Source organism: Sphingomonas paucimobilis NBRC 13935, from assembly GCF_000739895.2.
Taxonomy (GTDB): domain Bacteria; phylum Pseudomonadota; class Alphaproteobacteria; order Sphingomonadales; family Sphingomonadaceae; genus Sphingomonas; species Sphingomonas paucimobilis.
The window spans coordinates 1-26,738 of sequence record NZ_BBJS01000002.1 but is presented as its reverse complement, the minus strand read 5'-3'; the positions used below and the strand labels follow the sequence as shown (position 1 = coordinate 26,738).

Genomic DNA, 26,738 nt, shown 5'->3' with positions numbered 1-26,738 from the left:
GCCTCCCCAATCAATCCGCGAACGGGTCGCGAACCAAGATCGTATCCTCGCGTTCCGGGCTGGTTGACACCAGCGCCACGGGGCAGCGGATCAGTTCCTCGATCCGCCGGATGTACTTGATCGCCTGCGCCGGCAGATCCGCCCAGCTCCGCGCTCCCGCGGTCGATTCCTGCCAGCCTTCCATCGTCTCATAGACGGGAACGACCTTCGCCTGATCCGCCGCATGGGTTGGGTAATAGTCCAGCGTTTCGTCGCCCAGCTTGTAGCCGACGCAGATCTTCACCTCGTCGAACCCATCGAGCACGTCGATCTTGGTCAACGCGATGCCGGTGATACCGCCGACCGCCGCCGACTGTCGCACCAGCACCGAGTCGAACCAGCCGCAGCGACGCTTGCGGCCCGTGACCGTGCCGAACTCATGGCCGCGCTCGCCGAGACGCTGGCCGGTTTCGTCCTCCAGCTCGGTCGGGAAAGGCCCAGAACCGACGCGGGTGGTGTACGCCTTGGCGATGCCCAGCACGAAGCCGACACCTGACGGCCCCAGGCCCGAACCGCCCGCCGCCGCACCCGCAATGGTGTTGGACGAGGTGACGAAGGGATAGGTGCCATGGTCGATGTCGAGCAGCACGCCCTGCGCGCCCTCGAACAGGATGCGCTTGCCCCCTGCCCGCGCCTCGTTGAGGTCGCGCCACACCGGCTTGGCGAAGGGCAGGACGAAAGCGGCGATCTCGCGCAGATCGGCCAGCAGGCGCTCGCGATCGATCGGCGGCTCGCCGAACCCGGCGCGCAGCGCGTCATGGTGCGCGCACAACCGGTCGAGCTGCGGCCCCAGGTCGTCGAGATGCGCCAGATCGCACACGCGGATCGCGCGGCGACCGACCTTGTCCTCGTACGCCGGACCGATACCGCGCCGCGTCGTACCGATCTTGCCCGCGCCGCTCGCATCCTCGCGCAGACCGTCGAGGTCGCGGTGGATGGGGAGGATCAGCGGACAATTGTCGGCGATTCGCAACGTCTCCGGCGAGGCATGAACGCCCTGCTCGCCGAGACGCTCGATCTCGGCCTTCAAAGCCCAGGGGTCGAGGACAACGCCATTGCCGATGACGCTGGGGGTGCCGCGCACGATGCCCGAGGGCAGCAACGACAGCTTGTAGACATTCTCGCCGACGACCAGCGTGTGGCCCGCATTATGCCCGCCCTGGAAGCGCACGACCATGTCGGCGCGCTCGGCCAGCCAGTCGACGATCTTGCCCTTGCCCTCGTCGCCCCACTGCGCGCCGATGACTGCTACATTTGCCATGGATGCCAATCTCCGCCTGCCGGACGGACCCCATGCGCCCTTCGACAGGACTCGGCGGATGGGGGTTTCCAATGATGTGCGGGGCGCGCCTAGCGGGACGCGGCCCCGTATGTCAACCGACGATGGCGGTCGGCTGACCATCCTTCAGGATATGAGTGCAGAGCTGCGCCTCGGGCGTGTCGCCGTCCTCCAGCGCCTGCACCGTCACCCAGCCCTCCGCCCGGAGCGATGCGCCTGTCGCGGGCTCGGTGCCGAAGGGCAGGAACAGTCGCCGCCGTTCGGTAGGCGGCGCCGTCGCAACGATCGCGTCGGCGTAGAGCGAGAAGCCGGTGGCCTTCTCCTCGGCACCATCCTCATGGAAAATGGTGTAGGTGCCGCCACGCCCGACCTCGCGCGGCGGGCCAGCGACGAACAGCGAGAAACCCAGCCAGCTCTGGAACTCGAAGCCATGCCGCTCCGTCGGGTCGAGGGTGAGGGACACGCCCTCCCCCAACGCCGCCGCAATCGCCTCCAGCGCGTCGAGACGGCTGGCAAGCACGCCCTGGGTATCAAAGGCACGCAGCCGCTCGATGGCGGTGCCGAACGGTCCGGCGGCCTCGACCAGCGGCAGATAGTCCGGCGCGATCGCCGCCACCCCGCCCGCATCCTTGGCATCCAGCCTGTCGCGCAAGGCCGCCACCTGATCCGCCGCCACCGGCAGAGGGCCGGCCGCCAGCAGGTCGACCAGATCGGGGAGCGTGAAGTCGATCGAAATACCGGTCGTACCAGCGGCGATCAGCGCCTCGACCGCGACGCGCACCACTTCGGTCGCCGCCGCCGTCGAGTCGAGCCCGATCAGCTCCGCCCCGATCTGCCGCCACTCGCGCGCAGGCGCCAGTTCGGAGCCGCGCAGACGCACGACTGTGCCCGCATAGGACAGCCGCACCGGGCGCGGATGATGCCCCATCCGCGTCGCCGCGATCCGCGCCACCTGCGCGGTCAGATCGGGCCGGATGGCCAGCGTACGCTGCGACACCGGATCGACGAAGCGCACCGCATCATGCAGCCCCCCCGCCTTCAACCGCGACCCCAGCGCCTCGGCGAACTCGATCGACGGCGGATCGGCGCGCTCATAGCCGTGCAGCCGCGCCGCCTCCAGCACCCGCGCCTCGACCGACGCGGCGGCATCGGCATAGGGGGGAAGACGGTCGTGATAGCCTTCGGGAAGGAGCGCGGTCATCGGGTCTTGTCCTCGTAGCATTCACGGTCAGAGGTGGAGAAACGTATCACGCGCGAAATACCCTGTCGTTCGATCGTCGGCCTGCGACGGATGGCTTCGTGATTGGTCACTAAGGACAGCGGCGTCAACCATCCGCCGGATGGAGCGGACGAACGAGGACGCAAAGCTGACAGCACAGCCGCGCCGCCGTTGGATGTTCTTGCTTGGCAAGACGTTTGCGCTGGCTTGCAGCCGCCCAGCGAACGACTTATGAATGATAGTCAAGTCGGAGCTGGAAAATGCTGAGACTGAAAAGTACGGGGCCAGATGTTGAACGCCTTCAACGACGGCTGAAGGATTTCGAACCGAGGCTCCCTATTGATGGCATCTTTGGGCCATTGACGGAGCGTGCGGTCCGATTAGCCCAAAGGCGACTATCCGTTTTTCCTGACGATGGCATAGCAGGTCCGAAAACGCTGGCGGCTCTGGACGCAGGTCAGAACAAGGTGACGCCACGCGAGGCTGCAATAGCTGTAGCCAGCCTTCGGACATCGCGAAGCGGCCGTAGATTCATCATAGCCCATGAGGCAATGAGGGGCGTTTCGGATCGCCTTCACTGGCCAGGCGGCGTTAGCGGGGTGACGCTGGGACCGGGATATGACATGGGCGCTCGTCAGCCCGATTTCGTGATACGCGACCTATTGGGCATCGGTATTCCGCGCCCCGTTGCCAGTTCCGTGGCGCGCGCTGCCGGTTTGAAAGGGCATAGCGCGCGTGACTTCGTAAACGAGAATAAAAATCTCGTGCGGATCGACCTTCGCCAGGAAGCCGCGCTACTGGACCAAATCCTTCCTCACTATGAAGCGATGGTCAAAAGCCGCATTCGCATTCCCCTCTATCAATACGAATTTGATGCGCTGGTTTCCTACGCTTATAATCCAGGCAGCGGATGGCGCAAAACGACCCAACTCGTGAACCAGCATCTTCCACGAGAAGCAATGGCGGAGATTGCTCGCCATGTAAGATCGGGTCCGAAAATCGTGGCTAGCCTGGTTCGGCGTCGCCAACACGAAGCACGGCTGTTTCTCTATGGAATTTACCAATGACCCGCCATTTCAGCGTCGCCATCATGGCTTTGTTTTCGACGATCGGCTGCAGCGCGCCGACATCGGCTGGCCCGGACGCTTCGAATGTGACGGAAAAGGCTATGGCCAATGCTGCAATGCCTCAGGCCCCGTCCGCCGTGGCCGAACAAGCGCCGCAGAACCCCTTACCGGGTGCTGACCACGCCACAATCCACCAGTCCTTGAAATCCGAATTGGCGGGCACAGGCCAAATTGACGGCGCGATGATCTCGGACGTTCAGATGGTCGATCGATGCCATACGCGCTTTGTGACACCCATGACGTCCATTACCGTCAACTGGAGTAAAGTCGGCAATTTTGCAGCGAGGACGGAACAGGGAAAAGTGTCCATTCCCATCACCGATGATCGGGCAACACATATAATGACGATGCCGGATGGAGACGATTCCCGACGAGTCGATGGCAGCATGGGACTTCTTGCCGACGACTGTCAAAGTTAAGGGTCATTTGGCTTAACGTAGAAGACGGCGCTGCTCCTCTGACAAGAGGAGCAGCGCCTACGATCTTAAAAGACCAGGCCCATGGCGGTCTTCACGCCCGGCAGCGACTTGACCTTGGCCAGCAGTTCCGCATCCACCGCCTCGTCGACCGAGAGCAGCAGCACCGCTTCGCCGCCCGCCGAGCGGCGGCCGAGGTGGAAGGTGCCGATATTGACCCCCGCCTCGCCCAGCGTGGTGCCCAGGCGACCGATGAAGCCGGGGGCGTCCTCGTTGACCACGTACAGCATCGGCCCGGCTAGATCGGCCTCGACCTTGATGCCGAACAGCTCGACCAGACGCGGCGCCTGATCGCCGAACAGCGTGCCCGCGACCGAGCGCTCGCCGTCCGCCGTCGTCACCGTCACGCGGACGAGCGTGTGGTAATCGCCCTCGCGGTCATGGCGCACTTCGCGCACGTCGAGCCCGCGCTCCTTGGCGAGGAAGGGCGCGTTGACCATGTTCACCGTGTCCGAATGAACGCGCATGAAGCCCGCCAGCACGGCGCCCGTGATCGGCTTCAGGTTGAGCGCGGCGGCCGCACCCTCCGCTTCGATCGCGATACCCGTGACCGCGCCGTGTGCCAGCTGGCCGACCAGCGAACCCAGTTTTTCCGCCAGTGCCATATAGGGCTTGAGCTTGGGAGCTTCCTCAGCGGTCAGGCTCGGCATGTTGAGCGCGTTGGTAACACCGCCCGAGACCAGGAAATCCGCCAGCTGTTCGGCGACCTGGATCGCGACATTGACCTGCGCTTCGGTGGTCGACGCGCCGAGGTGCGGCGTCGAGATGAAGTTGGGCGTGCCGAACAGCGGGCTTTCCTTGGCCGGTTCGACCTTGAACACGTCGAGCGCCGCGCCGCCGATATGGCCCGAGTCGAGTCCGGCCTTCAGCGCGTCCTCGTCGATCAGGCCGCCACGCGCGCAGTTGATGATGCGCACGCCCTTCTTGGTCTTGGCGAGATTCTCCGCCGACAGGATATTGCGGGTCTGGTCGGTCAGCGGGGTGTGCAGCGTGATGAAGTCGGCGCGCGCCAGCAATTCGTCCAGCGTCACCTTCTCGACGCCCATCTCCAGCGCGCGCTCAGGCGTCAGGAACGGATCGAAGGCGATGACCTTCATTCGCAGGCCCAGCGCCCGGTCGGCGACGATCGAGCCGATATTGCCCGCGCCGATCAGGCCCAGCGTCTTGGACGTGAGTTCCACACCCATGAAGCGGTTCTTCTCCCACTTGCCCGCCTGGGTCGAGGCATCGGCCTCGGGCAGCTGGCGGGCGAGCGCGAACATCAGCGCGATGGCGTGTTCGGCGGTGGTGATCGAGTTGCCGAAGGGCGTGTTCATCACCACCACGCCCTTGGCGCTGGCGGCGGGGATGTCGACATTGTCGACACCGATCCCGGCGCGGCCGACGACCTTCAAATTGGTCGCGTGCTCCAGGATGTCCTTGGTGACCTTGGTCGAGCTGCGGATCGCAAGGCCGTCATATTCGCCGATGATCGCCTTCAGCTCTTCGGGCGTCTTGCCGGTGATTTCGTCGACCTCGACCCCGCGCTCGCGGAAGATCTGGGCGGCCTTGGGGTCCATTTTGTCGCTGATGAGAACTTTAGGCATGGTTTACCTCGTCACCCCGGCACGGCCGGGGTTATGGAATGGGAAAGCTCCCCGGCCCGCTGACCGGGGGTCATTCGGGAAAGGATCAGGCCGCCTTGGCGGTGGCGTAGGCCCAGTCGAGCCAGGGGCCAAGCGCCTCGATATCGGCGGTCTCGACCGTGGCGCCGCACCAGATGCGCAGGCCTGCGGGCGCGTCGCGGTAGCCCGCCACGTCATAGGCCGCGCCTTCGGCTTCGAGCAGCGAGGCCATCTTCTTGATGACCGCCTCGTCCGCACCCTCGACCGTCAGGCAGACGCTGGTGGTCGAACGGATCGCCGGATCGGCGGCGAGATGGCCGAGCCAGTCGCGCTCCTCGACGATTCGGTTCAGCGCCGCCGCATTGGCGTCCGAACGCTTGACCAGCGCCTCCGCGCCGCCAAGACCCTTGCCCCATTCGAGTGCGAAGATCGCGTCCTCGACGGCCAGCATCGAGGGCGTGTTGATCGTCTCGCCCTTGAAGACGCCCTCGGCCAGCTTGCCCTTCGACACCAGGCGGAACACCTTGGGCAGCGGCCAGGCAGGAGTGTAGGTTTCGAGACGCTCGACCGCGCGCGGGCCGAGGATCAGGACGCCGTGCGCGCCCTCGCCGCCCAGCACCTTCTGCCACGAGAAGGTTGCGACATCGATCTTGTCCCAGGGCAGGTCATAGGCGAACACCGCGCTGGTCGCGTCGGCGAAGGACAGGCCCTCGCGGTCGTCGGCGATCCAGTCGCCATTCGGCACGCGCACGCCGCTGGTGGTGCCGTTCCAGGTGAATAGGACGTCGTTCGACCAGTCGACCGCGTTCAGGTCCGCGATCTGGCCGTAATCGGCGCGTAGGACAGTGGGGTCGAGTTTCAGCTGCTTGACCGCGTCGGTCACCCAGCCCTCGCCGAAGCTTTCCCAGGCAAGCGTGGTGACGGGGCGCGCGCCCAGCATGGTCCACATCGCCATTTCGAACGCGCCGGTGTCGGAGCCGGGGACGATGCCGATGCGGTGGGTGTCGGGGAGCTTGAGCAACTCGCGCATCAGGTCGATGCAATATTGCAGCCGCTGCTTGCCCAGCTTCGAGCGATGCGAACGGCCGAGGCTGTCCGTCGCGAGCTTGGCCGCGTCCCAACCGGGAGGCTTGGCGCAGGGACCGCTGGAGAAATAGGGGCGCGCCGGTTTCGTGGCGGGCTTCGCAGGCGCAAGAGTGGCGTCGGCGGCAATCGTATCAGTCATTTAAGACTCTCCTCACAGAGAGCACGCGCGGCGTTGGGACCGCGTGGCCCGTCGACGGCCCTAGCGATGCCGATCGAAGATGACAACTACAATCGCCATGGCGCAATTTTGCATTCTCCAAGCGCCGGCGCGTGGAGGTTTTACAAAGTTCGGTTGCTCCATGGCTTACCGCACGATCGGAACGCCCAGGACGCCGATCATCCCACCCCTTTGGTTTCAGTGTTCCTCCATATCGTTTTTCAATATCTTTATTGATCGATAATCAATATCTCATTATTGAATATCGATATTGATTCGGAATGGGAGGACAGGAAGTCATGACACGCTTTGCCAGCCATATCAGCACGTTGCTGTACGCCGCGCTGCTCGCCATTCTGGCGTTCGTCACGGCCATCATCCTGGCGTCGGTCGGCGTGCTGATCGTGGATGCGATCTCGCCGGGGGCGCTGGGGGCAGTGCATGTCAATGTGCAGGCGATCGACGCCAAGACCCCCACCGTGGTCGCCGCCGCGCTGGCGGTCATGCTGATGGTCCTGGGCCTTGCCTGGGCCGCGCTGCTGCCGCTGATCCAGATGTTGCGCAGCACGGCGGCGGGCGCGCCCTTTACCCTCGCCAACGTCAAGCGGCTCAACTGGATCGCGGGGACCATCGCGGTCGCCTATCTGCTGCAAATCATCCTGCCCCCTATCCTGCCCTTCGAGTCGCAGGGCATGGTCAAGCCGATGGGCGTGGACGGTGTGTTCGCGATCCTGCTGACGCTGGTGCTGGCGCAGATCTTTCGCGAGGGCGTTCGCCTGCGCGAGGATGCCGAGGGCACGATCTGATGGCGATCCGCATCAATCTCGACCGGCTGCTGCTCGACCGGCGCATGTCGCTGACCGAGTTGGCCGAGCGGGTCGACCTGACGCTCGCCAATCTGTCGATCCTGAAGACCGGCAAGGCGCGGGCGATCCGCTTCACCACGCTGGATGCGATCTGCACCGTGCTCGACTGCCAGCCGGGCGACATATTGGAGCATGTCGCAGACACGCCTCCGCATGGCTGATCGGGGCTGACAAAAGCGAAGCGGCGGGGAACAAGGGGGCATATGGTTCGCGTCCCCCTGTTTCTCGTCATTCCGATTCTGGGGGCTATGCTCCTCTCCGCTTGCGGCCGTCCCGACCGGCCGACCCGACAGGCCTCCCGTGCCGAACCCTATCGTCCGCCGGTACGCGAAACGGCGCAGTGCGAGGCCGATTTGCGGCGTGAGGGCGTCGATTACCGACGCCTGCCCGATAAGGAACTCGGCCCCGGCTGCGGCCTGTACGGCGCGGTGCAACTGACCGATATCGGCGTACCCGTGACCGGCGTGACCGCCATGCGCTGTGGCAATGCGCGCGCCTTTGCCGGATGGGTCAGGAACGCCGTCGCGCCCGCCGCCTGGCAGATCCTGGGTTCGCCGCTGGTCAAGGTCGAGGGCATGGGCACCTATGCCTGTCGCAATATCGTCGGCAGCACGCGGATGGGCGACCGGCGATCGGGCCATGCGCTGGCCAATGCGGTCGATGTCGGCGGCTTCGTGTTGAAGGACGGGCGGCGAATCACGCTGCTGAACGACTGGTATTCGACCGATCCGCAGATCCGCCAATTCTGGACGGTGATCCGCGCCTCGGCCTGTCGCCGCTTCGGCACGGTGCTGAGCCCCGACTATAACGCCGCGCACCGCAACCACCTGCATCTGGAAGACGATAACGCACGCTTTTGCCGGTAGCGCAGGCGCAATCGATACCCTACATCACCCAAAATGACCGATAAAACCCAAGTACCGAACCGCGTCTTCCCCAATGCCAGCCAGGACGCCGAGAGCGCCAAGACGATCGTCTCGACGCCGCAGACCGAAAGCCCCGCCTATACGCTGGCCTTTCAGGACATGGACTTCCTGCTGCGCGAAGACCTTCGCCCCGTCCGTTTCCAGTTGGAATTGCTGAAGGCGCAGTTGCTGCTCGAAGAGGCCAAGATCGCCTCGACCTTCGTCTTCTACGGTTCGGCGCGTATCCCGGAGCCCGCCAAGGCCAAGGCGCTGCTCGATCTGGCGCATGACGACAAGTCACGCCGGATCGCCGAAAATCTGGTCGCCAAGAGCAAATATTACGACATCGCACGCGAGCTGGCGCAGATCACCAGCCGCCTGCCCCGTGACGATCGCGGCATGCGGCAATTCGTGGTCTGCTCGGGCGGTGGCCCCTCGATCATGGAGGCCGCCAATCGCGGCGCGCATGACGTCGGCGCCGAGTCGGTGGGCCTGAACATCGTCCTGCCGCACGAGCAGGCGCCCAATCCGTACGTCACGCCTTCGCTCTCGCTTCAGTTCCACTATTTCGCGCTGCGCAAGATGCACTTCTTGCTCCATGCCCGCGCGCTGGCCGCCTTCCCGGGCGGCTTCGGTACGTTCGACGAGCTGTTCGAGTTGCTGACGCTGATCCAGACGGGCAAGATTCAGCCGATCCCCGTGCTGCTGTTCGGCCGCGCCTTCTGGGAACGCGTCGTCAATTTTGAGGCGCTGGTCGAGGAAGGCGTGGTGTCCGAGCGCGATCTGGGCATCTTCACCTATGTCGAAACCGCTGAGGAAGCGTGGGACGTGGTGCGCAACTTCTATGAGGAGCGCGCACGGCTGGAAGCGGAGCAGGCTTGAGCTCTGCCGGCTCCTGCCCTTCGGGCGGGAGCCGACGCCTTGTCCCTTGGCCTTCGACTTCGCTCAGGCTGAACGGACGTTGGGACACATAAAAAGGGCCCTTCACTCCGCTCAGCCTGAGCGAAGTCGAAGGCCACGCCCCTACATCTCCCCCGCGATCGCTCGCACCAGATCCCCCGCCGGCATCGCTCGCGCCAAGGGTGCTCCCTGCCCCGCCCATTGCGCGCCATAGCCGGATTCCCCCCGCGCCTTCGCAGCGGCGTTGAGCGCCTTTCCCGCATCATAAGCCACCGGATAATCGGGCACCTGCACCGATAAGGTCGCCCCCAAGGCCGTAAACCGGTTGGCCAGGCAACGCGCCGGTCGCCCGGAAATCGCACGCGTCATCACCGTATGCGAAGCCCCCTCCCCCATCAGCGCCGCACGATAACCCGCATCCGCCGCGCTTTCCGGACAGGCGATGAAGGCGGTCCCAAGCTGCGCCGCCACTGCGCCCAGTGCCAGCACCGCCGATACGCCCGCGCCGTCCATGATCCCGCCCGCCGCGATCACCGGACGGTGGCCCTGCACCGCCAGCAACCGGGTCAGCGCCAACGTGCCCAGCCGATCGTCGGGCGAGTCGGGATCAAAAATGCCGCGATGGCCACCCGCCTCATAGCCCTGCGCCACCAGCATATCGATGCCCGCGCTGCTGGCCGCCTGTGCCTCGGCCAGTGAGGTCACGCTCGCCAGCAACAGACATCCCGCCGCCTTCAGCGCCGCGATCCGTGCGGCATCGGGCAGGCCGAAGTGGAAGCTGACCACCGCAGGGCGCGCCTGACGCAGCAGCGTCAGCATCGCGTCATCCTCGGCAAAGCTCGGGTAAATGGCGTGTAGCCGTACGGGCGGCTCCGCGCCCTGTTCGGCGAAGGCGGGCCGCAATGCCTCGCACCACGCCGCCTCCACCGCGGCATCGCGTCGCGGCGGGGCATGGACGAACAGATTGACGTTGAACGGCCGATCGGTTCGCGCACGGGTCTCGGCGATCATCGTCGCCGCTTGGGCCCCATCGCTGGCGCCGAGCGCGATGCCGCCCAGTCCGCCCGCCTCGCTGACCGCCGCGGCCATGGCGGGCGTCGAGACCCCCGCCATCGGTGCCTGCAACAGAGGATGCGTGATCCCTAAAACGGAAAGACACGCATCCATGACGAAGCTCCGGCCTTAGCGCGGTGCCTTGGCACCCTCGATCGCGGCCTGGGGATCGACCGATGGCGCGCCGCGTGCCGGGGTACCGGTATTGGCGATCGATCCGGTCTCGCCGCGCGGATCCTCCTCGACCTTCTTGACCGCCGCGTCCGCACCATTGGCGGGCGCTTCGCCACCCGCCGCCGCTTCCGCCTTGGCCGCAGGGGCCGCCGGCAACGGCAGGTTCGATCCCTGTTGGTTGAGGTACAGGATTACGTTCGCGCGGTCCTGCGGGTTGGACAGGCCGGCAAAGGTCATCTTGGTGCCGGGCGCGAACTTGCGTGGGGAGGTCAGCCACGCATTCATCTTGTCCCAATCCCAGGTGCCGCCGACCGCCTTCAACGCGTCGGAGAAGGCGAAGCCGCCCTTACCCTGCGCAATGGCCTCACCCATGGTGGCATAGAGATTGGGGCCGATGCCGTTCGCGCCGCCCTGGTTGATCGTATGGCAGGCCGCGCATTTCTTGAACACCTCGGCGCCCTTGGCCGCATCGGCGGTGGGCAGCAGCGAAGCGATCGGCACTTCGGCGGCACCACCGCCCGAGCCTTCGGCCTCCACGCCTTCGATCGGGTAACCCATCTTTTCCGGGCGCCCACCGTGGTAGATCATGCCGCCGACGATCGACAGGCCCAATGCCGCGCCAGCCGCGCCAAGCACCCATCCCGCGATCGTATTGGTCTTTAGGTCCATCGCGTTTCGCTGCCCCGCCAATATCTCTCCTGAACGCCGACCTTAGGTGCGGCTTTCGCGGACGGCAAGTTTTGCTTCGGGGTTCGCGCCTTGATCGCATGCCTCCCCCGCTTTACGCCACGCCGCCATGGACAATTACGCCGCCCCCGCCCGCCCGATCGTCGAGGCGATGACCCAAGCCGCGCTGGCCCAGCCCGCGCGCACCGTCGCGTTCCAGGGGGCGCCGGGCGCCAACAGCCATGTCGCCGCCATCGAGGCCTTTCCCGATGGTCTGCCGCTGCCCTGCTTCGATTTCGCCGACGCGCTGGAGGCTGTGAAGTCGGGCAAGGCCGACCGCGCGATCATCCCGATCGAAAATTCGCTGCATGGCCGCGTCGCCGACATCCATTTCCTGCTGCCCGAATCCGGGCTGGTCATCATCGGCGAGCATTTCCTGGCGATCCGCCATGCGCTGATGACGACGGGCACGCGCGACGAGCTGGTCGAGGTGATGAGCCATCCGCAAGCGCTGGGCCAGTGCCGCCACTGGTTGCGCGCGCATGGCCTGCGCCCGATCGCCTATGCCGATACGGCCGGCGCCGCCGCGCGCGTCGCCGAGATGGCCGACCCGAGCGTCGCCGCGCTGGCACCGGCACGGGCGGCCGAGTTGTACGGACTGAAGCTGCTGTCCGAGGACGTGTCGGACGGCGAGCACAACATGACCCGTTTCGTCGTGCTGGCGCGTGGCGGTCAGCCGCCGGTCGGCGACGGCCCGTGGATGACCAGCCTGATCTTCGAGGTGAAGAACATTCCGGCCGCGCTCTACAAGGCGATGGGCGGTTTCGCGACCAACGGCGTCAACATGACCAAGCTGGAAAGCTATCAGCGCGGCAGCAGTTTCGCGGCGACCGAATTCTATTGCGACGTTGTCGGCAAGCCGGGGGAGCCGGCCTTCGACCGAGCGATCGAGGAACTGGGCTTCCACAGCAAATGGGTGCGGGTACTGGGAACCTACCGCCAGGCCCGCGATCGGGGATAAATCGCAAATTTCCTCCCCTGCAAGGGGAGGTGGCAGGGCGAAGCCCTGATGGAGGGGGGCTGCTACGAGGAACGTCCTTTGCGGCACGCCCCTCCACCATCCTGCGGATGGTCCCCCTCCCCGGTCCGTGGAGGATTTATTCGGCCCATTCCTTCAACAATGTATGCGCGATCGCATAGGCCGGCGGCACACCGAAACGCGTCGCATCCCCCGCCAGCGCCGCGCGGACCTCGTCGCGCGATACCCAGATCGCGTCCTCCAGCTCGGTCCGGTCGATGGTCAGCCGATCGTCCAGCGCCGTCGCGATACAGGCGATCATCAGCGACGACGGGAAGGGCCAGGGCTGGCTGGCGATGTAGCGGACATCGGTCACCCGTACGCCCGCTTCCTCGAACAGCTCGCGCGCGACCGCTTCCTCGATCGATTCGCCGGGCTCCAGAAACCCCGCCAGCGCCGAATAGCGCCCTTGTGGAAAGGCGGGCTGGCGCCCCAGCAGCGCGCGGCCGTCATGCTCGGCGATCATGATCACCACCGGATCGACACGCGGGAAATGCTCGGTGCCGCACGCCGGGCAGCGCCGCCCCCAGCCCGCGCGGAAGGGCTGGGTTTCCGCCCCGCACCGCGCGCAGAAGCGATGCCGCGCATGCCAGTCGAGCACCGAACGCGCCGCCGCATAGGTCGCCGCCTCCCCCGGCTCCAGGGCATGGAGCGCGGCGATCATCTCGAACGATCGCCCGCTGGCGGGCTCGGCCGTCAACCGCGCGAAATGCGGTACGCCGTCTTCGAATCCGAGCAAGACATGGTCGTCAGGGCCGTCCTCCGGATCGATTCCAGTCCAACCGAGCCGCCCGTCCACCATCTCCGGCTCATAGCCCTGCAGGACCAGACGCCGCGCCGCCGGATCGGCCAGGGCCGCCGCAAATCCCGCTTCGTCGTGACGCAGCGGATCGGCACGATCGAGCCGCCCGCCGGTAAAACCGATATCCCTCACCGTCGTGCCGCTCCCAGATCCTGATACAGCGTCGCCGCCAGATCGCGGCGCAGCGGCCAGCGGTCGGCGGGGAAATAATTGACCATGATCGTGCCGCGCAGCCCGCGCGTCGGATCGACATAGGCGACCGTCCCGGCCGCACCGCCCCAGCCATAGGTGCCCTTGCCCGGCCCGCCCGGCGTATCGGCCAGCGTCACCGAACCGCCCGCGCCATAGCCGGTCGGCACTCCGCCGCCGCTGCCCCCGGTCGATCCCGACACGCCGCCGAAGCTGACCCCGACGGGCAGCAGGTTGGACATGGCGAGCTTGACCGTCTCGGGCTTCATTACCCGGACGCCGTCGACCATCCCGCCATTTTGCAGCATCTGAAGGAAACGGTCATAATCGCGCGCCGACATGACAAGGCCCGCCCCGCCATAGGGAAAGCTGGGCGCCTGGAGAAAGACCGAGCGCGCCGCCGGATCGACCGGCACCAGCCGGTCGCCGAGGAAGGTGTAATTGGTGACCAGCCGGTTCGCGGCGGATGCCGGCACCTGCCAATAGCTGGAATTCATTTTGAGCGGGGTGAAGAGCCGCGTCTGGACGAAGCGCTCAAACGGCATGCCGCCAACTTTCTCCACCACCGCCGCCAACACGTCGAGGCCGATCGAATAGCTCCACTTGGTCCCCGGCTCGGCGATCAGCGGCAGGGTGGCGACCCGCTCGGCGAATTGCTGGAGATTGGCCGGTCGCTTCGGCCGCAACGCCGCCTCCACCTGCGCATTGGCCGCGAAGGGGACGATGCCCAGCCGCTCATATTCCTTGAGCAGCGGCCCCTTGGTGGTGATGCTGTAGCCCAGCCCCGCCGTATGGGTCAGCAGGTTGCGAATGGTGATCGGCCTGGTCGCCGGCCGGCTTTCCAGCGAGGCGTCGGCATTGGTCAGAACCCGCATCTGCTTATAGGCCGGATAGATGTCCGACAGCGGCTGATCGAGGCCGAGCTTGCCTTCCTCGATCAGGATCATCGCCGCCATGGCCGTGATCGGCTTGGTCATCGAATAGACCCGCCACAGCGTGTCCGGTCCAACGGCGGGTGCGTTCGGGGCCAGCGCGGTGCGCCCGGCGGAGACGAAGACGGGCGGCTGGCCCGGCCGGCCGATCGCCGCGACGATCCCCGGCATCTTGCCCGTTCGGACATAGCTGTCGAACAAGGCCTGAGTCGCCGGCAGCATGGCGGTGGCCGTGGCCTGGGCCGGCTGCGCGACCTGAGCGGAGGCGGAGGCACTCAGCAGGGCCAGCATCGCCCCGCCCGGCAACATCACACGGCGCATCGTCATTCTCCGGCCCCTTTCAATCGATCGGCTGCCCGCGCGAAAAGCGTGGGAAGTCCGGCAGTTCCCAGATCGGCGATCGGCCACCATTCGCCCGCGACGGACGCCGCCGGCTCGCCATCGATCCTGGCGAGCGCCAGTTCCAGCTCGAAATGGGTGAAGCCATGCACGACCGTGTCGTTGAGCATCACCCAAGGTCCCTTGGCCGGCGCGTCCGTCAGGCCCGGTCGCTCGTCCGCCCAAGGCCCGGTCGGCAGCGCGCGCATCCCGCCCAGCAATCCCTTGTCCGGGCGGCGGACCAGCCAGACTTGGCCCTTCCGCTCGATCCAGAAGACGGTGCCATGGCGATAGGGCCTCGCCTTTTTGGGCGCCTTGGCCGGGAGCGACTCGGCGATCCCCTCGGCCCGCGCCCGGCAATCGACCGCGATCGGGCAGAGCAGGCATTGCGACTTCTTCACGGTGCAGATGGAGGAACCCAAATCCATCATCGCCTGCGCGAAGTCCCCGGCGCGGGCATCGGGGGTGATGCGGTCGGTCGCCTCTCGGATCGCAGGCCGCGCGGCGGGGAGCGGCGTTTGAATCGCGAAGAGGCGCGCGACAACCCGCTCGACATTGGCGTCGACCACCACCGCGCGCTCGCCGAACGCGATCGCCGCCACCGCCGCCGCCGTGTAGGCGCCCAGCCCCGGCAGATCGCGAAGCCCCGCCTCGGTCGACGGAAAGCGCCCGCCATGCTCGGCGACTACCGCCCGCGCCGCCTTCACCAGATTGCGCGCACGGGCATAATAGCCTAGCCCAGCCCAGGCGGCCATGATGTCCTCGTCCGATGCCGCCGCCAGACTCGCGACATCGGGCCAGCGTTCGACCCAGGCGGAGAAGCGCGGGCCTACCGCCGCCACCGTCGTCTGTTGCAGCATCACTTCGGATAGCCACACGCGATAGGGGTCGGGCGTCTCCCCGGCCTTCGCGCGCCAGGGCAGGTCGCGGGCGTGACGGTCATACCAGGCGAGCAGCCGGGCGGCGGGGCTGTCCGAATAGTCGGGCGATGATGAATGCTTGGCGTCCACCGGCCCGCTATGGCATGGAGCCCGATATGAGCAAGCGCGTCCGCGCCCCCCAGGAGCCGCCCCCCCGATCGAATCGCCCTCGTGCGGTGTCCGAACTGCTGCCCGCCATCGGCGGCGCGGCCTTTCGCCGCTTCGGCTTCGTCCAGAGCGCCATCGTCAGCCGCTGGCCCGACATTGTCGGTCCCCGCCTGTCGACCGCCAGCGCACCGGAGTCGATTCGCTTTCCGCAGGGCGAGAAACAGAATGGCGTGCTGACCCTGGTCGTACGCGGGGCGCACGCGCCGATGATGCAGCATATCGCCCCCGAGATCATCGAACGGGTGAATCGCTTCTTCGGCTATCCGGCGGTCGCGCGGTTGCAGATTCGGCAGGGCGAGCTGCCCCTGGCCGCCCCCCGCCGCGCCGCGCCGCCCAAGCCCCAGCCGGTGCCGCCGGAGATGGGCGACGGCCTTCGCCAAATCGCCGATCCGGAGCTTCGCGCCGTGCTCGAATCGCTTGCCGCCGGCGTCGCCGCGACGCGCGGCCTTCCCAAGGTGTCATGATGCGTCTTTTCCTGTCGCTGGCCGCGCTCGGCCTCGCCGTCCCCGCCACCGCCATGGCCGCACAGGCGCAGCGCAAGACCGCCGACTGGACCGCTCATGTCACTCAGACGCCGGCGGGTGCCTATATCATCGGCAATCCGGCCGCACGGGTAAAGCTGGTCGAATATGTCAGCTATACCTGCCCGCATTGCGGCGATTTCGCGGTCAAGTCGGCGCCGGTGCTGAAGGACAAGATGGTCCGGTCGGGTTCGACCAGCGTCGAGATCCGCCATTTCATCCGCGACCGGCTCGACCTGGCCGCCGCGCTGATCGCGCGCTGTGGCGGAGCGGCGAAATTCGCCGGCCTCAACCAGACGATCTTTGCCGAACAGAAGACCTGGCTGGCCCGCGGCATGGAGTTCGAGCAGGCCAATGGCCAGCGGATCGGCACCTATCCGATGGCCGCGCAGATGCGCGCGCTGGCCGATGGTGCCGGGCTGACCGCGATCGGCAAGGCCGCCGGCTTGAGCGATGCGCAACTCGGTGCCTGCCTGGCCGATCGTGCTGCCGCCGACCGGATAGTTGCGATCACCACCGCTGCGCCCGACACCATCGAAGGCACGCCGGGCTTCTTCATAAACGGCAAGCAGGCTCAGGGCGTCTTCACCTGGGAAGCCCTGCAACCGCTGCTGCGTGCCGCCGGCGCCCGCTGATTTCCTTTTTCCCTTCGGAGCAATTGTCGATGAAGTCTCGCCTTCTCCTCCTCGCCCTCCCCCTGGCGCTCGCAGCCTGTGGCGGCAGCGGCAACACCGCCAATAGCAGCACCCCGGCCGCCTCGCCGCTGCCCGCCGTGCCCGCGCCGGCCGGTCAGGACTGGACCCAGGTCGTTCACAAGACCGACGAGGGCTATGTGATGGGCAACCCCAACGCGCCCATCAAGCTGGTCGAATATGGCTCGCGCCTGTGCCCGGCCTGCGGCGCCTTCGCGCGTGAAGGGTTCGAGCCGCTGACCAACAATTACGTCAAGTCGGGCAAGGTCAGCTGGGAATTCCGCGAATTCCTGATCCACGGCGCCCCCGATCTGCCGCCGGCGCTGCTCGGCATCTGCCAGGGCGAGACGATCTTCTTCCCGCTGCTCGAGCAGATGTATCAGGCGCAGCAGGGATTCAACGACAAGCTGCAGGCGATGCCGCCCGCCATGCAGCAGCAGCTTCAGAACGCCAAGCCGGTCGACGCCATCAAGGCGATGGCCGAGCAGATGGACCTGATCAACTTCGTCAAGCAGCGCGGCATCCCCGAAGCCAAGGCGCGCCAGTGCCTGGCCGACATGACCCAGATCGACCGCCTGACCAAGCAGACCCAGGATCGCGGTGCCGACGGCACGGTGACCGGCACGCCGACCTTCATCCTAAACGGCCAGCCGCTCAAGGGCGCGATCAGCTGGTCGGACGTCCAGGCGGCGCTGAAGAACGCCGGCGCCTAAGCGGGGCGGTTTCTGGTTTCAGGAAAGGCGGTCGGGCGAAGGTCCGGCCGCCTTTTTTTGTTTTCCCCCAAACGAAGACCACCCCGGCGAAGGCCGGGGTCCAGTTGCGTTACGTTCGGAGGGACGTCGAACGTCGCATGGGAAGCCCCTTCACACCCTCCGACCGCGCGCTTTCGGCATCGCGTAACGCGCCATCAGCCGAACCGCTATTGGACCCCGGCCTTCGCCGGGGTGGCATGCATAGTCATGGCCGCGCCATTCGCCTCACGTCCGTGGAATGACCATTCTCATCCCAACCTCCGTTCGCACTGAGCGAAGTCGAAGTGCATGCCCTCCCCTTACGCCGGATGACTCTCGTGGCCTTCGACTTCGCTCAGGCCGAACGGAGCGCCGGAAAATAGAGCAGACGCAAAAAAGGCCCGGGGATCGCTCCCCAGGCCCTTCGTGTTTGACTGTGCCGCAAGGACAAAGCCGGTCCGGTCCCCGGCGGGCAAGCCCGCCGGTTTCCGATCCGACTTAGAAGTCCATGCCACCCATGCCGCCCATGCCGCCGCCGGCGGGCATGGCGGGCGACTTGTCTTCCGGCAGCTCGGCCACGGTGGCTTCCGTGGTGATGAGCAGGCCGGCGACCGACGCCGCGTTCTGGAGCGCGGTGCGCACGACCTTGGTCGGGTCGATGACGCCAGCGGCAACCAGGTTCTCATAGGTGTCGGTCGACGCGTTGAAGCCGAACGAGGTGTCGGTCTGGTCGAGCAGCTTGCCCGACACGACCGCACCGTCATGGCCGGCGTTCTGAGCGATCTGGCGAACCAGCGCGGTCAGCGACTTGCGAACGATGTCGATGCCACGGGTCTGGTCGTCGTTGACGCCCTTGACGCCGTCGAGCGCCTTGGTCGCATACAGCAGCGCCGTACCACCACCGGGGACGATGCCTTCTTCGACGGCCGCGCGGGTCGCGTGCAGCGCGTCGTCGACGCGGTCCTTGCGCTCCTTCACCTCGACCTCGGTCGCACCACCGACCTTGATCACGGCGACGCCGCCGGCGAGCTTGGCCAGACGCTCCTGGAGCTTCTCGCGGTCGTAATCGCTGGTGGTGTTCTCGATCTGCGCACGGATCGCCTCGGTGCGGCCCTTGATCGCTTCGGCATCACCCGCGCCATCGACGATGGTGGTGTTGTCCTTGTCGATCGTGACGCGCTTGGCGGTGCCCAGCATACCGACGGTGACCGACTCGAGCTTGATGCCCAGGTCTTCCGAGATCAGCTCGCCCGCGGTCAGGATGGCGATGTCTTCCAGCATCGCCTTGCGACGATCGCCGAAGCCCGGTGCCTTGACCGCTGCGACCTTCAGGCCGCCGCGCAGCTTGTTGACGACCAGGGTCGCCAGCGCTTCGCCTTCGATGTCCTCGGCGATGATCAGGAGCGGACGGCCCGACTGGACGACGGCTTCCAGGATCGGGAGCATCGCCTGCAGGTTCGACAGCTTCTTCTCGTGGATCAGGATGTACGGGTCGTTCAGTTCGACCGTCATCTTTTCCGGGTTGGTGATGAAGTAGGGCGACAGGTAACCACGGTCGAACTGCATGCCCTCGACGACGTCGAGTTCAAACTCGAGACCCTTGGCCTCTTCGACGGTGATGACGCCTTCCTTGCCGACCTTTTCCATCGCCTCGGCGATCTTCTCGCCGACTTCACGGTCGCCATTGGCCGAGATGATGCCGACCTGCGCGACTTCGTTCGAGCCCGAAACGGGCTTCGAGCGGGCCTTGATGTCCTCGACGACCTTGGTGACGGCGATGTCGATGCCGCGCTTCAGGTCCATCGGGTTCATGCCGGCCGCAACCGACTTCATGCCCTCGCGGACGATCGCCTGGGCGAGAACGGTCGCGGTGGTGGTGCCGTCACCGGCGATGTCGTTGGTCTTCGACGCCACTTCGCGCACCATCTGCGCGCCCATGTTCTCGAACTTGTCCTTGAGTTCGATTTCCTTGGCGACCGAAACGCCGTCCTTGGTGATGCGGGGCGCACCGAACGACTTGTCGATCACGACGTTGCGGCCCTTCGGGCCCAGCGTGACCTTGACGGCATCGGCGAGGATGTCGACGCCCTTCATGATGCGCTCACGCGCGTCGCGCGAAAACTTGACTTCCTTGGCTGCCATGGTGGCTACCCTTTCAATCTGGAATGTTGGGAAACGGAAAGAGGATCAGTCGCTCAGCCGATGATGCCGAGGATGTCCGATTCCTTCATGATCAGCAGGTCTTCACCGTTGACCTTGACCTCGGTGCCCGACCACTTGCCGAACAGAATGCGGTCGCCCGCCTTCACGTCCAGCGGCGTGACCTTGCCGTCTTCGGCCTTCGCACCGGTGCCGGCGGCGACGACTTCACCTTCCTGCGGCTTTTCCTTGGCGGTATCCGGGATGATGATCCCACCGGCCGTCTTTTCCTCGGCCTCGACGCGACGGACGAGAACGCGGTCGTGCAACGGACGAAAGTTCATTGCCATGTCCCTTTATCTGGCATGTTACACTTTTCTGGCACTCGAGCCATGCGAGTGCCAACGCCCCGGATATGTGAACGGCCATTCAGCCCGTCAACGACCCCCGGCAAAAAATTTCGACGAAGCGCCCCGCCCGCGGGAACAAAATTCGGCGCGCCGATCGTCCGTGTTGGCGAGCTAATACGGGCCATTGCCCCGTTTTCCCGGCTGGGCTAGCCATGACGCATGACCGACGCTCGCGCAGACGCTCTTCCGCCCGCCTCTCCCCTCGATCAGGATTTTAGCCGTCCGGGGCGCAAGCCCGGCCGGCGCAGCGGATGGCGGCTGGTGCGGGGCGCGTGGCGGTTGTTGGTCGGGATCAAGGATCTGCTGGTCCTGGTGGCGATGCTGCTGTTCTTCGGGCTGATCTTCGCCGCCCTCAACGCGCGGCCGGGGACCAAGGCGATCAGCGACGGCGCCCTGCTGCTCAAGCTGGACGGCCCCGTCGTCGAACAGCCCGAGACGGTCGCCCCCTTCGCCATGCTGTCGGGCCGGGGGAGCCCGCGTCAATTCCGCCTGCGCGATGTCGTGCGCGCGATCGACGCCGCGCGCGACGACGCTCGGGTCAAGGTGCTGGTGCTCGATCTCGATGCGTTCGGCGGCGCCTATCCGGCGGCGATCCAGGAAATGGGCGATGCCCTCGCCCGCTTCCGCAAAGGCGGCAAGCCGGTGCTGACCTATGCCACCGCCTATACCGACGGCGCCTATCGCCTGGCCGCGCATGCCAGCGAAATCTGGGTCAATCCGCTGGGCGGCACGCTGTTCATGGGGCCGGGTGGCAACCAGCTTTATTATAAGGGGCTGATCGACAAGCTGGGCGTCACCGCGCATGTCTACCGCGTCGGCAAGTTCAAGTCCTTCGTCGAGCCCTATATCCGCACCGACCAGAGCCCCGATGCGCGCGCCGCGTCGCAGGCGCTTTATGGCACATTGTTCGCCCAGTGGCGCGAATCGGTCGCCAAGGCCCGGCCCAAGGCGCAGATCGACGGCTTCCTGACCCAGCCCGATCGCGCCGTGCTGGCCGCGAACGGCAATATCGCCGAGGCCAATCTGAAGGCCGGGCTGGTCGACAGGCTGGGCGACCGCATGGCCTTCGGCAAGCGCGTCGCCGAGATTGCGGGCGTCGAGAACGGCAAGCCCGCCGGCAGCTTCCGCACCATCGGCTATGACGCCTGGGTCCGCGCCAATCCGCTCCCGTCCAAGGGCGATGCGATCGGCGTGCTGACCATCGCCGGCAACATCGTCGATGGCGACGCAGGCCCCGGCACCGCGGCGGGCGATACTATCTCCAAGGCGTTGCTCGACGGGCTCGCCAAGAAGAAGCTGAAGGCGCTGGTCGTGCGTGTCGATTCGCCGGGCGGATCGGTGCTGGCGTCCGAGCAGATCCGCCAGGCGATCCTGGAAGCCAAGCGGCAGAAGCTGCCGGTCGTCGTCTCGATGGGTGGCCTCGCCGCGTCGGGCGGTTACTGGGTGTCGACGCCCGCCGACATCATCTTCGCCGAACCCGGCACCATCACCGGTTCGATCGGCATCTTCGGCCTGATCCCCTCGTTCGAGAACACGCTGGCCAAGATCGGCGTGACCACCGACGGGGTGAAGACCACCCCGCTGACCGGCCAGCCCGACGTGCTGGGCGGCTTCACGCCGATGCTGGACACGATCCTGCAGGCGGGGATCGAGAATGGCTATCGCCAATTCCTGACCCGCGTCGCCCAGTCGCGCCACATGACGCCCGAAAAGGTCGATACCATCGCGCAGGGCCGCGTGTGGGACGGCGGCACCGCGCGCCAGATCGGGCTGATCGACCGCTTCGGCAATCTGTCCGACGCGGTCGCCGAAGCCGCGCGCCGCGCCAAGCTGGACCCCGCCAATATCCATGCCGAATATCTGGAGAAGAAGCCGGGCTTCGCCGCCGAGCTAATCCAGGGGTTCGAGGATGACGACGATTCGACCCAGGATGGCAGCGACGTCTTCGCCATCGCCGCTGCCGAGCGGCGGGCGGTCGCGGCCCGCGCGCTGGGCGATGTCCAGCGGCTGGTGCGCAGCGGTTCGGTCCAGGCCCGCTGCCTGGAGTGCGGCGCGCTGGGTCCGATGGCGACGGCGAGCGATCAACGCCTGCTCAACCTGCTGATCGCGCGGCTGGGGCTGTAACCGCGGCCCACACCCGTTCAGCCTGAGCGTAGTCGAAGGCCAAGGGAATTCCTCTCGGGTCGCGCTGAGCGAAGTCACCGTGCCCGGCAATCCCTTGTCGACGGGGCAGGACGCGGCCTTCGACTTCGCTCAGGCTGAACGGATGTGGGAATCGGGTCTTTCCGAAGCGGCCTTCCCCGCGCTAGGCAGGCTCACCGCTTCCGGAGACCCACATGATCGCGATCCGCGCCGCCCACCCTGACGATGCCGCCGCCATCGCCGCCATCTATGCCCCGCATGTGCTGGCCGGCGTCGTCTCGTTCGAGACCCAGGCGCCCGATGCGGACACGATGCGCGCGCGCATGGCGGGGGCGGATGGGCTCTACCCCTGGATCGTCGCCACGCTGCGCAGCGAGGAAGGCGGCGAGGAGGCGGTGATCGGCTATGCCTATGCCGCCCGCTTCCGCGAGCGCGAGGCCTATCGCTGGGTGGTCGAAACGACGATCTACGTCGCCGACGTGTCGCAGCGCGCCGGCGTCGGCCGACTGCTCTACGAGGCGCTGGTCGACACGCTGACCGCGCAAGGCTTCACCCAGGCGATGGGCGTGATCGCGCTGCCCAATGACGGCTCGATCAAGCTGCACGAAGCGGTCGGCTTCCGCCGCGCCGGCGTCTTTCGCGAGGTGGGCCACAAGCATGGCCGCTGGATCGACGTCGGTTACTGGCAGCGCGAACTCGCCGAGCCGGCGACGCATCCCGCAGAACCCCGCCCCTTCGCTGAGGTGGGCGTAGTCCGTGATCCTGTAGCGGCGAAGCATCGGTAAGGCCGAAAGGGCACAAAACGCCTGTCTAACAAATGCGCATCTCGGCTGATAAATTTTATAACGTTGCAAATAAAGCTGAAATTCGTGCAATATAGTGTCGCGATAACAAGCAGGTGCGACCATGATCACGGGAAGCGTGGGAAGGTACGGCCTCAATCGGCATGACGATGTCGGCTTGGTTCAATCCCTGTTGAAGCGCGCGGGGATGGACCCCGGCCCTATCGATCACATTGCGGACCGGCGTATCATTGCGGCGATTGTCGGGTTTCAGCAGCGTTTTCTTACCAGACCCGATGGCAGGGTTGATGTTGGCGGCATCACACTTGCCCGCTTGCAAAGCGGCGCGGTGCGGGCGGCGCCTCGCCATATGGTTCAGCCGGATCGCGTGGCGGCTTTCACCGTTGCGCCCAGAAGTGGTTCAGGCTCCGGCGGCGAACCGAAGAATTGGACCGGCGACAGCAGCAAGTGGCCGCAGGATAAAAAGCTGGCCAGCCTGGAACCGGGATTTCGCAGAAAGATCGAAGCCGTACTGCAAACGCTTCGCGCGCAAGGATTTCGTCCCGACATCGTTTTTGGTTGGCGATCGGTGGCGGTGCAGCAGCAACTGACGCGCAGGGGCGTAACCAAGGTGCGGTTCAGCTTTCATAACGCACAGACGCCTCAGGGACGTCCCAATGCCTGGGCGGTCGACATCGTTGACGAACGCTGAGGCTGGAACGAGCCGGATTGTCACATCTTCTTCCGCACGCTCGGGAAAGCTGGAAAGGCGCAAGGCCTGGTATGGGGTGGCGATTGGACGGGATTTCGTGACTGGGCGCATTTGCAAGGCCGTCAGAATTCGGAGCTCCGCCAAGTGAAACGGGAGAGCGGTCTATGAAGGATATCCACTACCCGTTTCGGCATGCCATCACCCTTGGCGCGGTGTGCGTCGCATTACCCATGACAATAGCCGATGCGCAACCGGTCGGTTCGACTTGGATGATCGTCCAGACCGCCCGCGACCCTCTCGCCTTGGTTGGGGTAGCCGCGGCAAGGCGCGCGCCGGGCGCGCGGGTTTTATCGGCGGCGGACTGCGCCGAGTTTCGCCCCGGCTTTTATGTGCTGGGCTGGCCGGGCCGTGCCCGCCCGGCAGGCAAGCCGATGGCAGGCAGCTATACAAAGCACTGTACGCCCAAGCCCGGCAGTGTCGCGGCTCTCGGCCTGCCGGCGGTCGATCCCAGCTTTGCCGCGATGCGCGACACGCCGATCAACTTCGGGGGGTCGGATATCGTCACGACGATCCAGTCACGATTGCTGCTGCGCCCCTGGTACACGCCCGCCGCCAATGACCCGCGCGAGGGCCTGCGGATGGCGGTCGAGGATGTTGCGGGGCCCCCGACGCCTGATCGAACGTGACTGCAGTCAAGCAGAGGTTGCGCGCAACGGACGCTATATCGCCATCGCCTGTGCCGTGGAGCAGGTCGGCGACGCACCGGTTTTCTGCACTTCGATCTACCGCGCCCGGGATCTGGCCCGCCTCCGCGTCGAACCTCGCTGTCGCAAACCGCAATTCGCCGCCGAGCATATTCTGCAATGCGCGGCGCAGCGTATCGGCAAGCATGGACGCGTGATCGAACAGCCGCGGCGGATCACGCTATAGGCCATCCGGTTCCGGCCCGGCAGCTCCGCCATGGCTCGGATCGGCGTCCCATCGCCCTATCCCGGCCACAGCATACCAATCTAGGGCTTGGCTTTGCGCCCCCGCTTTGTCTAACGCCGTGGGCGAAGCGCCCATCCGGGCCCGTCAAGGAAGGAACAGGCATCATGGCTGCCGACTGGTCGACGATCGAATCGCTCCCGCAGACCCCGCTTCTCGATCTTTTCGCGAATGATCCCAACCGGCTGGCGTCGCTCAGCCTGGACGTGGCGGGTATCCATTTCGACTGGTCCAAGACGCATCTGACGCCGGAAGCCGTCGCCGCCTTTGCCGAACTCGCCAAGGCGAGCGGCCTGGCCGCCAAGCGCGACGCGCTGTTCGGCGGTGAAGTCGTCAACGTCACCGAGGGCCGCGCGGTCGAGCACACCGCCGAGCGCGGCGAGGGCAATCCCGAAAGCGTCGCCACCGCCCGCGCCTCGCACGCCCGGATGCGCGCGCTGATCGACGCGATCGAGGCCGAGGCGCTGGGGCCGATCCGCCATGTCCTGCACATCGGCATCGGCGGCTCGGCGCTGGGCCCCGATCTGCTGGTCGATGCGCTGGGCCGCGACAGCGACCGGTATGACGTGGCGATCGTGTCCAATGTCGATGGCATGGCGCTGGAAGAGGTGTTCAAGCGCTTCGACCCCGCCGCGACCCTGCTGGTCGTCGCCTCCAAGACCTTCACCACCACCGAGACGATGCTCAACGCCACCTCGGCGCTGCAATGGATGACCGAGCATGGCGTCGAGGACCCCTATGGCCGCATCATCGCGCTGACCGCCAACCCGGACAAGGCGGTCGAATGGGGCGTGGATGAGACGCGCATCCTGTCCTTCGCCGAGTCGGTGGGCGGCCGCTATTCGCTCTGGTCGACGATCGGCTTCCCCGCCGCGCTGGGCCTGGGCTGGGACGCGTTCGAGGAACTGCTGGAGGGCGCGGCCGAAATGGACCGCCATTTCCGCCTGACCGACCTCAGCCAGAACGCCCCCGCGCTCGCCGCCTTTGCCGACCTTTATTACACCCAGGTCCGCCATGCCGAGACGCGCGCGCCCTTCGCCTATGACGAGCGCCTGCGCCTCCTGCCCTCCTATCTCCAGCAGTTGGAGATGGAGTCGAACGGCAAGGGCGTCACTGTCGACGGCCAGCCGGTGGGACGTCCCACCGCCGCGATCACCTGGGGCGGCGTCGGCACCGATGCGCAGCATGCGGTGTTCCAGCTTCTTCACCAGGGCACGCATCTGGTCCCCGTCGAATTCATCGCGGTGGTCGAGCCGGGCGATGTGCTGAGCGACGAGCATCATCGCCAGTTGCTGCTTAATGCGTTCGCGCAAGGGGCCGCGCTGATGAAGGGCAAGAAGACCGACGACCCCGCACGCAGCTATTCGGGCGATCGTCCGTCCTCGACCATCCTGCTGGAAACGCTCGACCCGCGCACGCTGGGCGCGCTGATCGCGTTCTATGAGCACCGGGTGTTCGTGAACGGCGTGCTGCTGGGCATCAACAGCTTCGACCAGTTCGGCGTCGAGCTGGGCAAGGAAATGGCCAAGGCGGCCGACCAGGGCGGGCAGGATTTCGATCCCTCGACCGAGGACCTGATCCAGCGGGCGTTTGGGTAAGCGTCT

The 26,738-nt window shown here is 66.1% G+C and carries 28 protein-coding genes; 17 read left to right on the top strand and 11 right to left on the bottom strand.

What is annotated here, in order from left to right:
- Nucleotides 1–10: 10 nt before the first annotated feature.
- Complete coding sequence (locus SP6_RS00555; protein ID WP_007406821.1) at nt 11–1,300, bottom strand: adenylosuccinate synthase; 1,290 nt, start codon at nt 1,298–1,300, stop codon at nt 11–13.
- A 112-nt stretch (nt 1,301–1,412) separates the two neighbouring features.
- A complete protein-coding gene (locus SP6_RS00550) occupies nt 1,413–2,519 on the bottom strand; it encodes an ATP phosphoribosyltransferase regulatory subunit (RefSeq protein WP_007406825.1) in 1,107 nt (368 codons plus the stop codon).
- 278 nt (nt 2,520–2,797) lie between these two features.
- Here SP6_RS00550 and SP6_RS21765 point away from each other — a divergent pair, with 278 nt between their 5' ends.
- Entirely contained in the window at nt 2,798–3,604 is an 807-nt protein-coding gene (locus SP6_RS21765) for a DUF8812 domain-containing protein (protein WP_082052387.1), read from the top strand.
- Complete coding sequence (locus tag SP6_RS00540; RefSeq protein ID WP_007406835.1) at nt 3,601–4,083, top strand: hypothetical protein; 483 nt, start codon at nt 3,601–3,603, stop codon at nt 4,081–4,083. The genes SP6_RS21765 and SP6_RS00540 overlap by 4 nt, the downstream gene beginning before the upstream one ends.
- 65 nt (nt 4,084–4,148) lie before the next feature.
- Here the strand turns inward: SP6_RS00540 and serA are convergent, their stop codons facing one another.
- Together serA and SP6_RS00530 are read right to left on the bottom strand one after the other, a co-directional pair.
- Nucleotides 4,149–5,726, bottom strand: coding sequence for a phosphoglycerate dehydrogenase (serA, locus tag SP6_RS00535; RefSeq protein WP_037569964.1), 1,578 nt, complete (start codon nt 5,724–5,726; stop codon nt 4,149–4,151).
- A gap of 85 nt (nt 5,727–5,811) precedes the next feature.
- Nucleotides 5,812–6,969 carry a phosphoserine transaminase gene (locus SP6_RS00530; protein WP_007406831.1) on the bottom strand — a complete coding sequence of 386 codons (1,158 nt, stop codon included), beginning with the start codon at nt 6,967–6,969 and terminating at the stop codon, nt 5,812–5,814.
- Between the two features lie 317 nt (nt 6,970–7,286).
- On the opposite strand from SP6_RS00530, the gene SP6_RS00525 reads away from it, so the two are divergent.
- From SP6_RS00525 to SP6_RS20715, 4 genes are read left to right on the top strand one after another with little or no spacing between them, the layout of a single operon-like run.
- Nucleotides 7,287–7,793 carry a DUF2975 domain-containing protein gene (locus SP6_RS00525; RefSeq protein WP_037569962.1) on the top strand — a complete coding sequence of 169 codons (507 nt, stop codon included), beginning with the start codon at nt 7,287–7,289 and terminating at the stop codon, nt 7,791–7,793.
- Nucleotides 7,793–8,014 (top strand): helix-turn-helix domain-containing protein, encoded by a 222-nt coding sequence (locus tag SP6_RS00520; protein ID WP_007406809.1) that lies wholly within the window; start codon nt 7,793–7,795, stop codon nt 8,012–8,014. The genes SP6_RS00525 and SP6_RS00520 overlap by 1 nt, the downstream gene beginning before the upstream one ends.
- 42 nt (nt 8,015–8,056) lie before the next feature.
- The gene (locus SP6_RS20720; RefSeq protein ID WP_007406828.1) at nt 8,057–8,719 is read left to right on the top strand and encodes an extensin family protein; all 663 of its coding nucleotides are present in this window, start codon (nt 8,057–8,059) and stop codon (nt 8,717–8,719) included.
- A gap of 33 nt (nt 8,720–8,752) precedes the next feature.
- Nucleotides 8,753–9,640: an LOG family protein gene (locus SP6_RS20715; RefSeq protein ID WP_007406820.1), complete on the top strand. Its 888-nt coding sequence runs from the start codon at nt 8,753–8,755 to the stop codon at nt 9,638–9,640.
- Between the two features lie 141 nt (nt 9,641–9,781).
- On the opposite strand, the gene SP6_RS00505 is transcribed toward SP6_RS20715, so the two are convergent.
- Nucleotides 9,782–10,825, bottom strand: a complete 1,044-nt coding sequence (locus tag SP6_RS00505; RefSeq protein ID WP_037569960.1) for an NAD(P)H-dependent flavin oxidoreductase — start codon at nt 10,823–10,825, stop codon at nt 9,782–9,784.
- 15 nt (nt 10,826–10,840) lie between these two features.
- The gene (locus SP6_RS00500; protein WP_007406837.1) at nt 10,841–11,554 is read right to left on the bottom strand and encodes a c-type cytochrome; all 714 of its coding nucleotides are present in this window, start codon (nt 11,552–11,554) and stop codon (nt 10,841–10,843) included.
- 127 nt (nt 11,555–11,681) lie between these two features.
- Here SP6_RS00500 and SP6_RS00495 point away from each other — a divergent pair, with 127 nt between their 5' ends.
- Nucleotides 11,682–12,572, top strand: a complete 891-nt coding sequence (locus SP6_RS00495; protein WP_007406810.1) for a prephenate dehydratase — start codon at nt 11,682–11,684, stop codon at nt 12,570–12,572.
- 136 nt (nt 12,573–12,708) lie between these two features.
- Here the strand turns inward: SP6_RS00495 and nudC are convergent, their stop codons facing one another.
- Genes nudC through SP6_RS00480 form a run of 3 tightly spaced genes read right to left on the bottom strand, consistent with a single transcriptional unit; the run spans nt 12,709 to nt 15,940 of the window.
- The gene (gene nudC / locus SP6_RS00490; protein WP_007405739.1) at nt 12,709–13,563 is read right to left on the bottom strand and encodes an NAD(+) diphosphatase; all 855 of its coding nucleotides are present in this window, start codon (nt 13,561–13,563) and stop codon (nt 12,709–12,711) included.
- Nucleotides 13,560–14,879, bottom strand: coding sequence for a serine hydrolase domain-containing protein (locus SP6_RS00485; protein ID WP_007405630.1), 1,320 nt, complete (start codon nt 14,877–14,879; stop codon nt 13,560–13,562). The genes nudC and SP6_RS00485 overlap by 4 nt, the downstream gene beginning before the upstream one ends.
- Complete coding sequence (locus SP6_RS00480) at nt 14,876–15,940, bottom strand: A/G-specific adenine glycosylase (protein WP_007405649.1); 1,065 nt, start codon at nt 15,938–15,940, stop codon at nt 14,876–14,878. Before SP6_RS00480 ends, SP6_RS00485 begins: the two co-directional genes overlap by 4 nt.
- A 26-nt stretch (nt 15,941–15,966) precedes the next feature.
- Here SP6_RS00480 and SP6_RS00475 point away from each other — a divergent pair, with 26 nt between their 5' ends.
- The 3 genes from SP6_RS00475 to SP6_RS00465 are packed head-to-tail and all read left to right on the top strand — an operon-like array spanning nt 15,967 to nt 17,944.
- Nucleotides 15,967–16,482: a DUF721 domain-containing protein gene (locus SP6_RS00475; RefSeq protein WP_206378566.1), complete on the top strand. Its 516-nt coding sequence runs from the start codon at nt 15,967–15,969 to the stop codon at nt 16,480–16,482.
- Nucleotides 16,479–17,174, top strand: a complete 696-nt coding sequence (locus SP6_RS00470) for a thioredoxin domain-containing protein (RefSeq protein WP_007405728.1) — start codon at nt 16,479–16,481, stop codon at nt 17,172–17,174. Before SP6_RS00475 ends, SP6_RS00470 begins: the two co-directional genes overlap by 4 nt.
- A 29-nt stretch (nt 17,175–17,203) precedes the next feature.
- Complete coding sequence (locus SP6_RS00465) at nt 17,204–17,944, top strand: DsbA family protein (protein WP_007405688.1); 741 nt, start codon at nt 17,204–17,206, stop codon at nt 17,942–17,944.
- Nucleotides 17,945–18,460: 516 nt separating this feature from the next.
- On the opposite strand, the gene groL is transcribed toward SP6_RS00465, so the two are convergent.
- Together groL and groES are read right to left on the bottom strand one after the other, a co-directional pair.
- On the bottom strand, nt 18,461–20,104 hold the full coding sequence (gene groL / locus SP6_RS00460; RefSeq protein ID WP_007405729.1) for a chaperonin GroEL: 1,644 nt from the start codon (nt 20,102–20,104) through the stop codon (nt 18,461–18,463).
- 53 nt (nt 20,105–20,157) lie between these two features.
- Entirely contained in the window at nt 20,158–20,445 is a 288-nt protein-coding gene (gene groES / locus SP6_RS00455; protein ID WP_007405746.1) for a co-chaperone GroES, read from the bottom strand.
- A 225-nt stretch (nt 20,446–20,670) separates the two neighbouring features.
- On the opposite strand from groES, the gene sppA reads away from it, so the two are divergent.
- The 7 genes from sppA (at nt 20,671) to pgi (ending at nt 26,732) form a co-directional block, all read left to right on the top strand.
- Nucleotides 20,671–22,635, top strand: coding sequence for a signal peptide peptidase SppA (sppA, locus tag SP6_RS00450; RefSeq protein ID WP_082052386.1), 1,965 nt, complete (start codon nt 20,671–20,673; stop codon nt 22,633–22,635).
- Between the two features lie 212 nt (nt 22,636–22,847).
- Nucleotides 22,848–23,438 (top strand): GNAT family N-acetyltransferase, encoded by a 591-nt coding sequence (locus SP6_RS00445; RefSeq protein WP_007405735.1) that lies wholly within the window; start codon nt 22,848–22,850, stop codon nt 23,436–23,438.
- Between the two features lie 121 nt (nt 23,439–23,559).
- Complete coding sequence (locus tag SP6_RS00440; protein ID WP_007405705.1) at nt 23,560–24,147, top strand: M15 family metallopeptidase; 588 nt, start codon at nt 23,560–23,562, stop codon at nt 24,145–24,147.
- A 24-nt stretch (nt 24,148–24,171) separates the two neighbouring features.
- Complete coding sequence (locus tag SP6_RS21760; RefSeq protein WP_197913068.1) at nt 24,172–24,315, top strand: M15 family metallopeptidase; 144 nt, start codon at nt 24,172–24,174, stop codon at nt 24,313–24,315.
- Nucleotides 24,312–24,833, top strand: a complete 522-nt coding sequence (locus tag SP6_RS00435) for a hypothetical protein (RefSeq protein ID WP_007405636.1) — start codon at nt 24,312–24,314, stop codon at nt 24,831–24,833. Before SP6_RS21760 ends, SP6_RS00435 begins: the two co-directional genes overlap by 4 nt.
- Nucleotides 24,799–25,077 (top strand): hypothetical protein, encoded by a 279-nt coding sequence (locus tag SP6_RS00430; RefSeq protein WP_007405672.1) that lies wholly within the window; start codon nt 24,799–24,801, stop codon nt 25,075–25,077. Before SP6_RS00435 ends, SP6_RS00430 begins: the two co-directional genes overlap by 35 nt.
- 164 nt (nt 25,078–25,241) lie before the next feature.
- Nucleotides 25,242–26,732: a glucose-6-phosphate isomerase gene (gene pgi / locus SP6_RS00425; protein ID WP_007405719.1), complete on the top strand. Its 1,491-nt coding sequence runs from the start codon at nt 25,242–25,244 to the stop codon at nt 26,730–26,732.
- Nucleotides 26,733–26,738 lie beyond the last annotated feature (6 nt).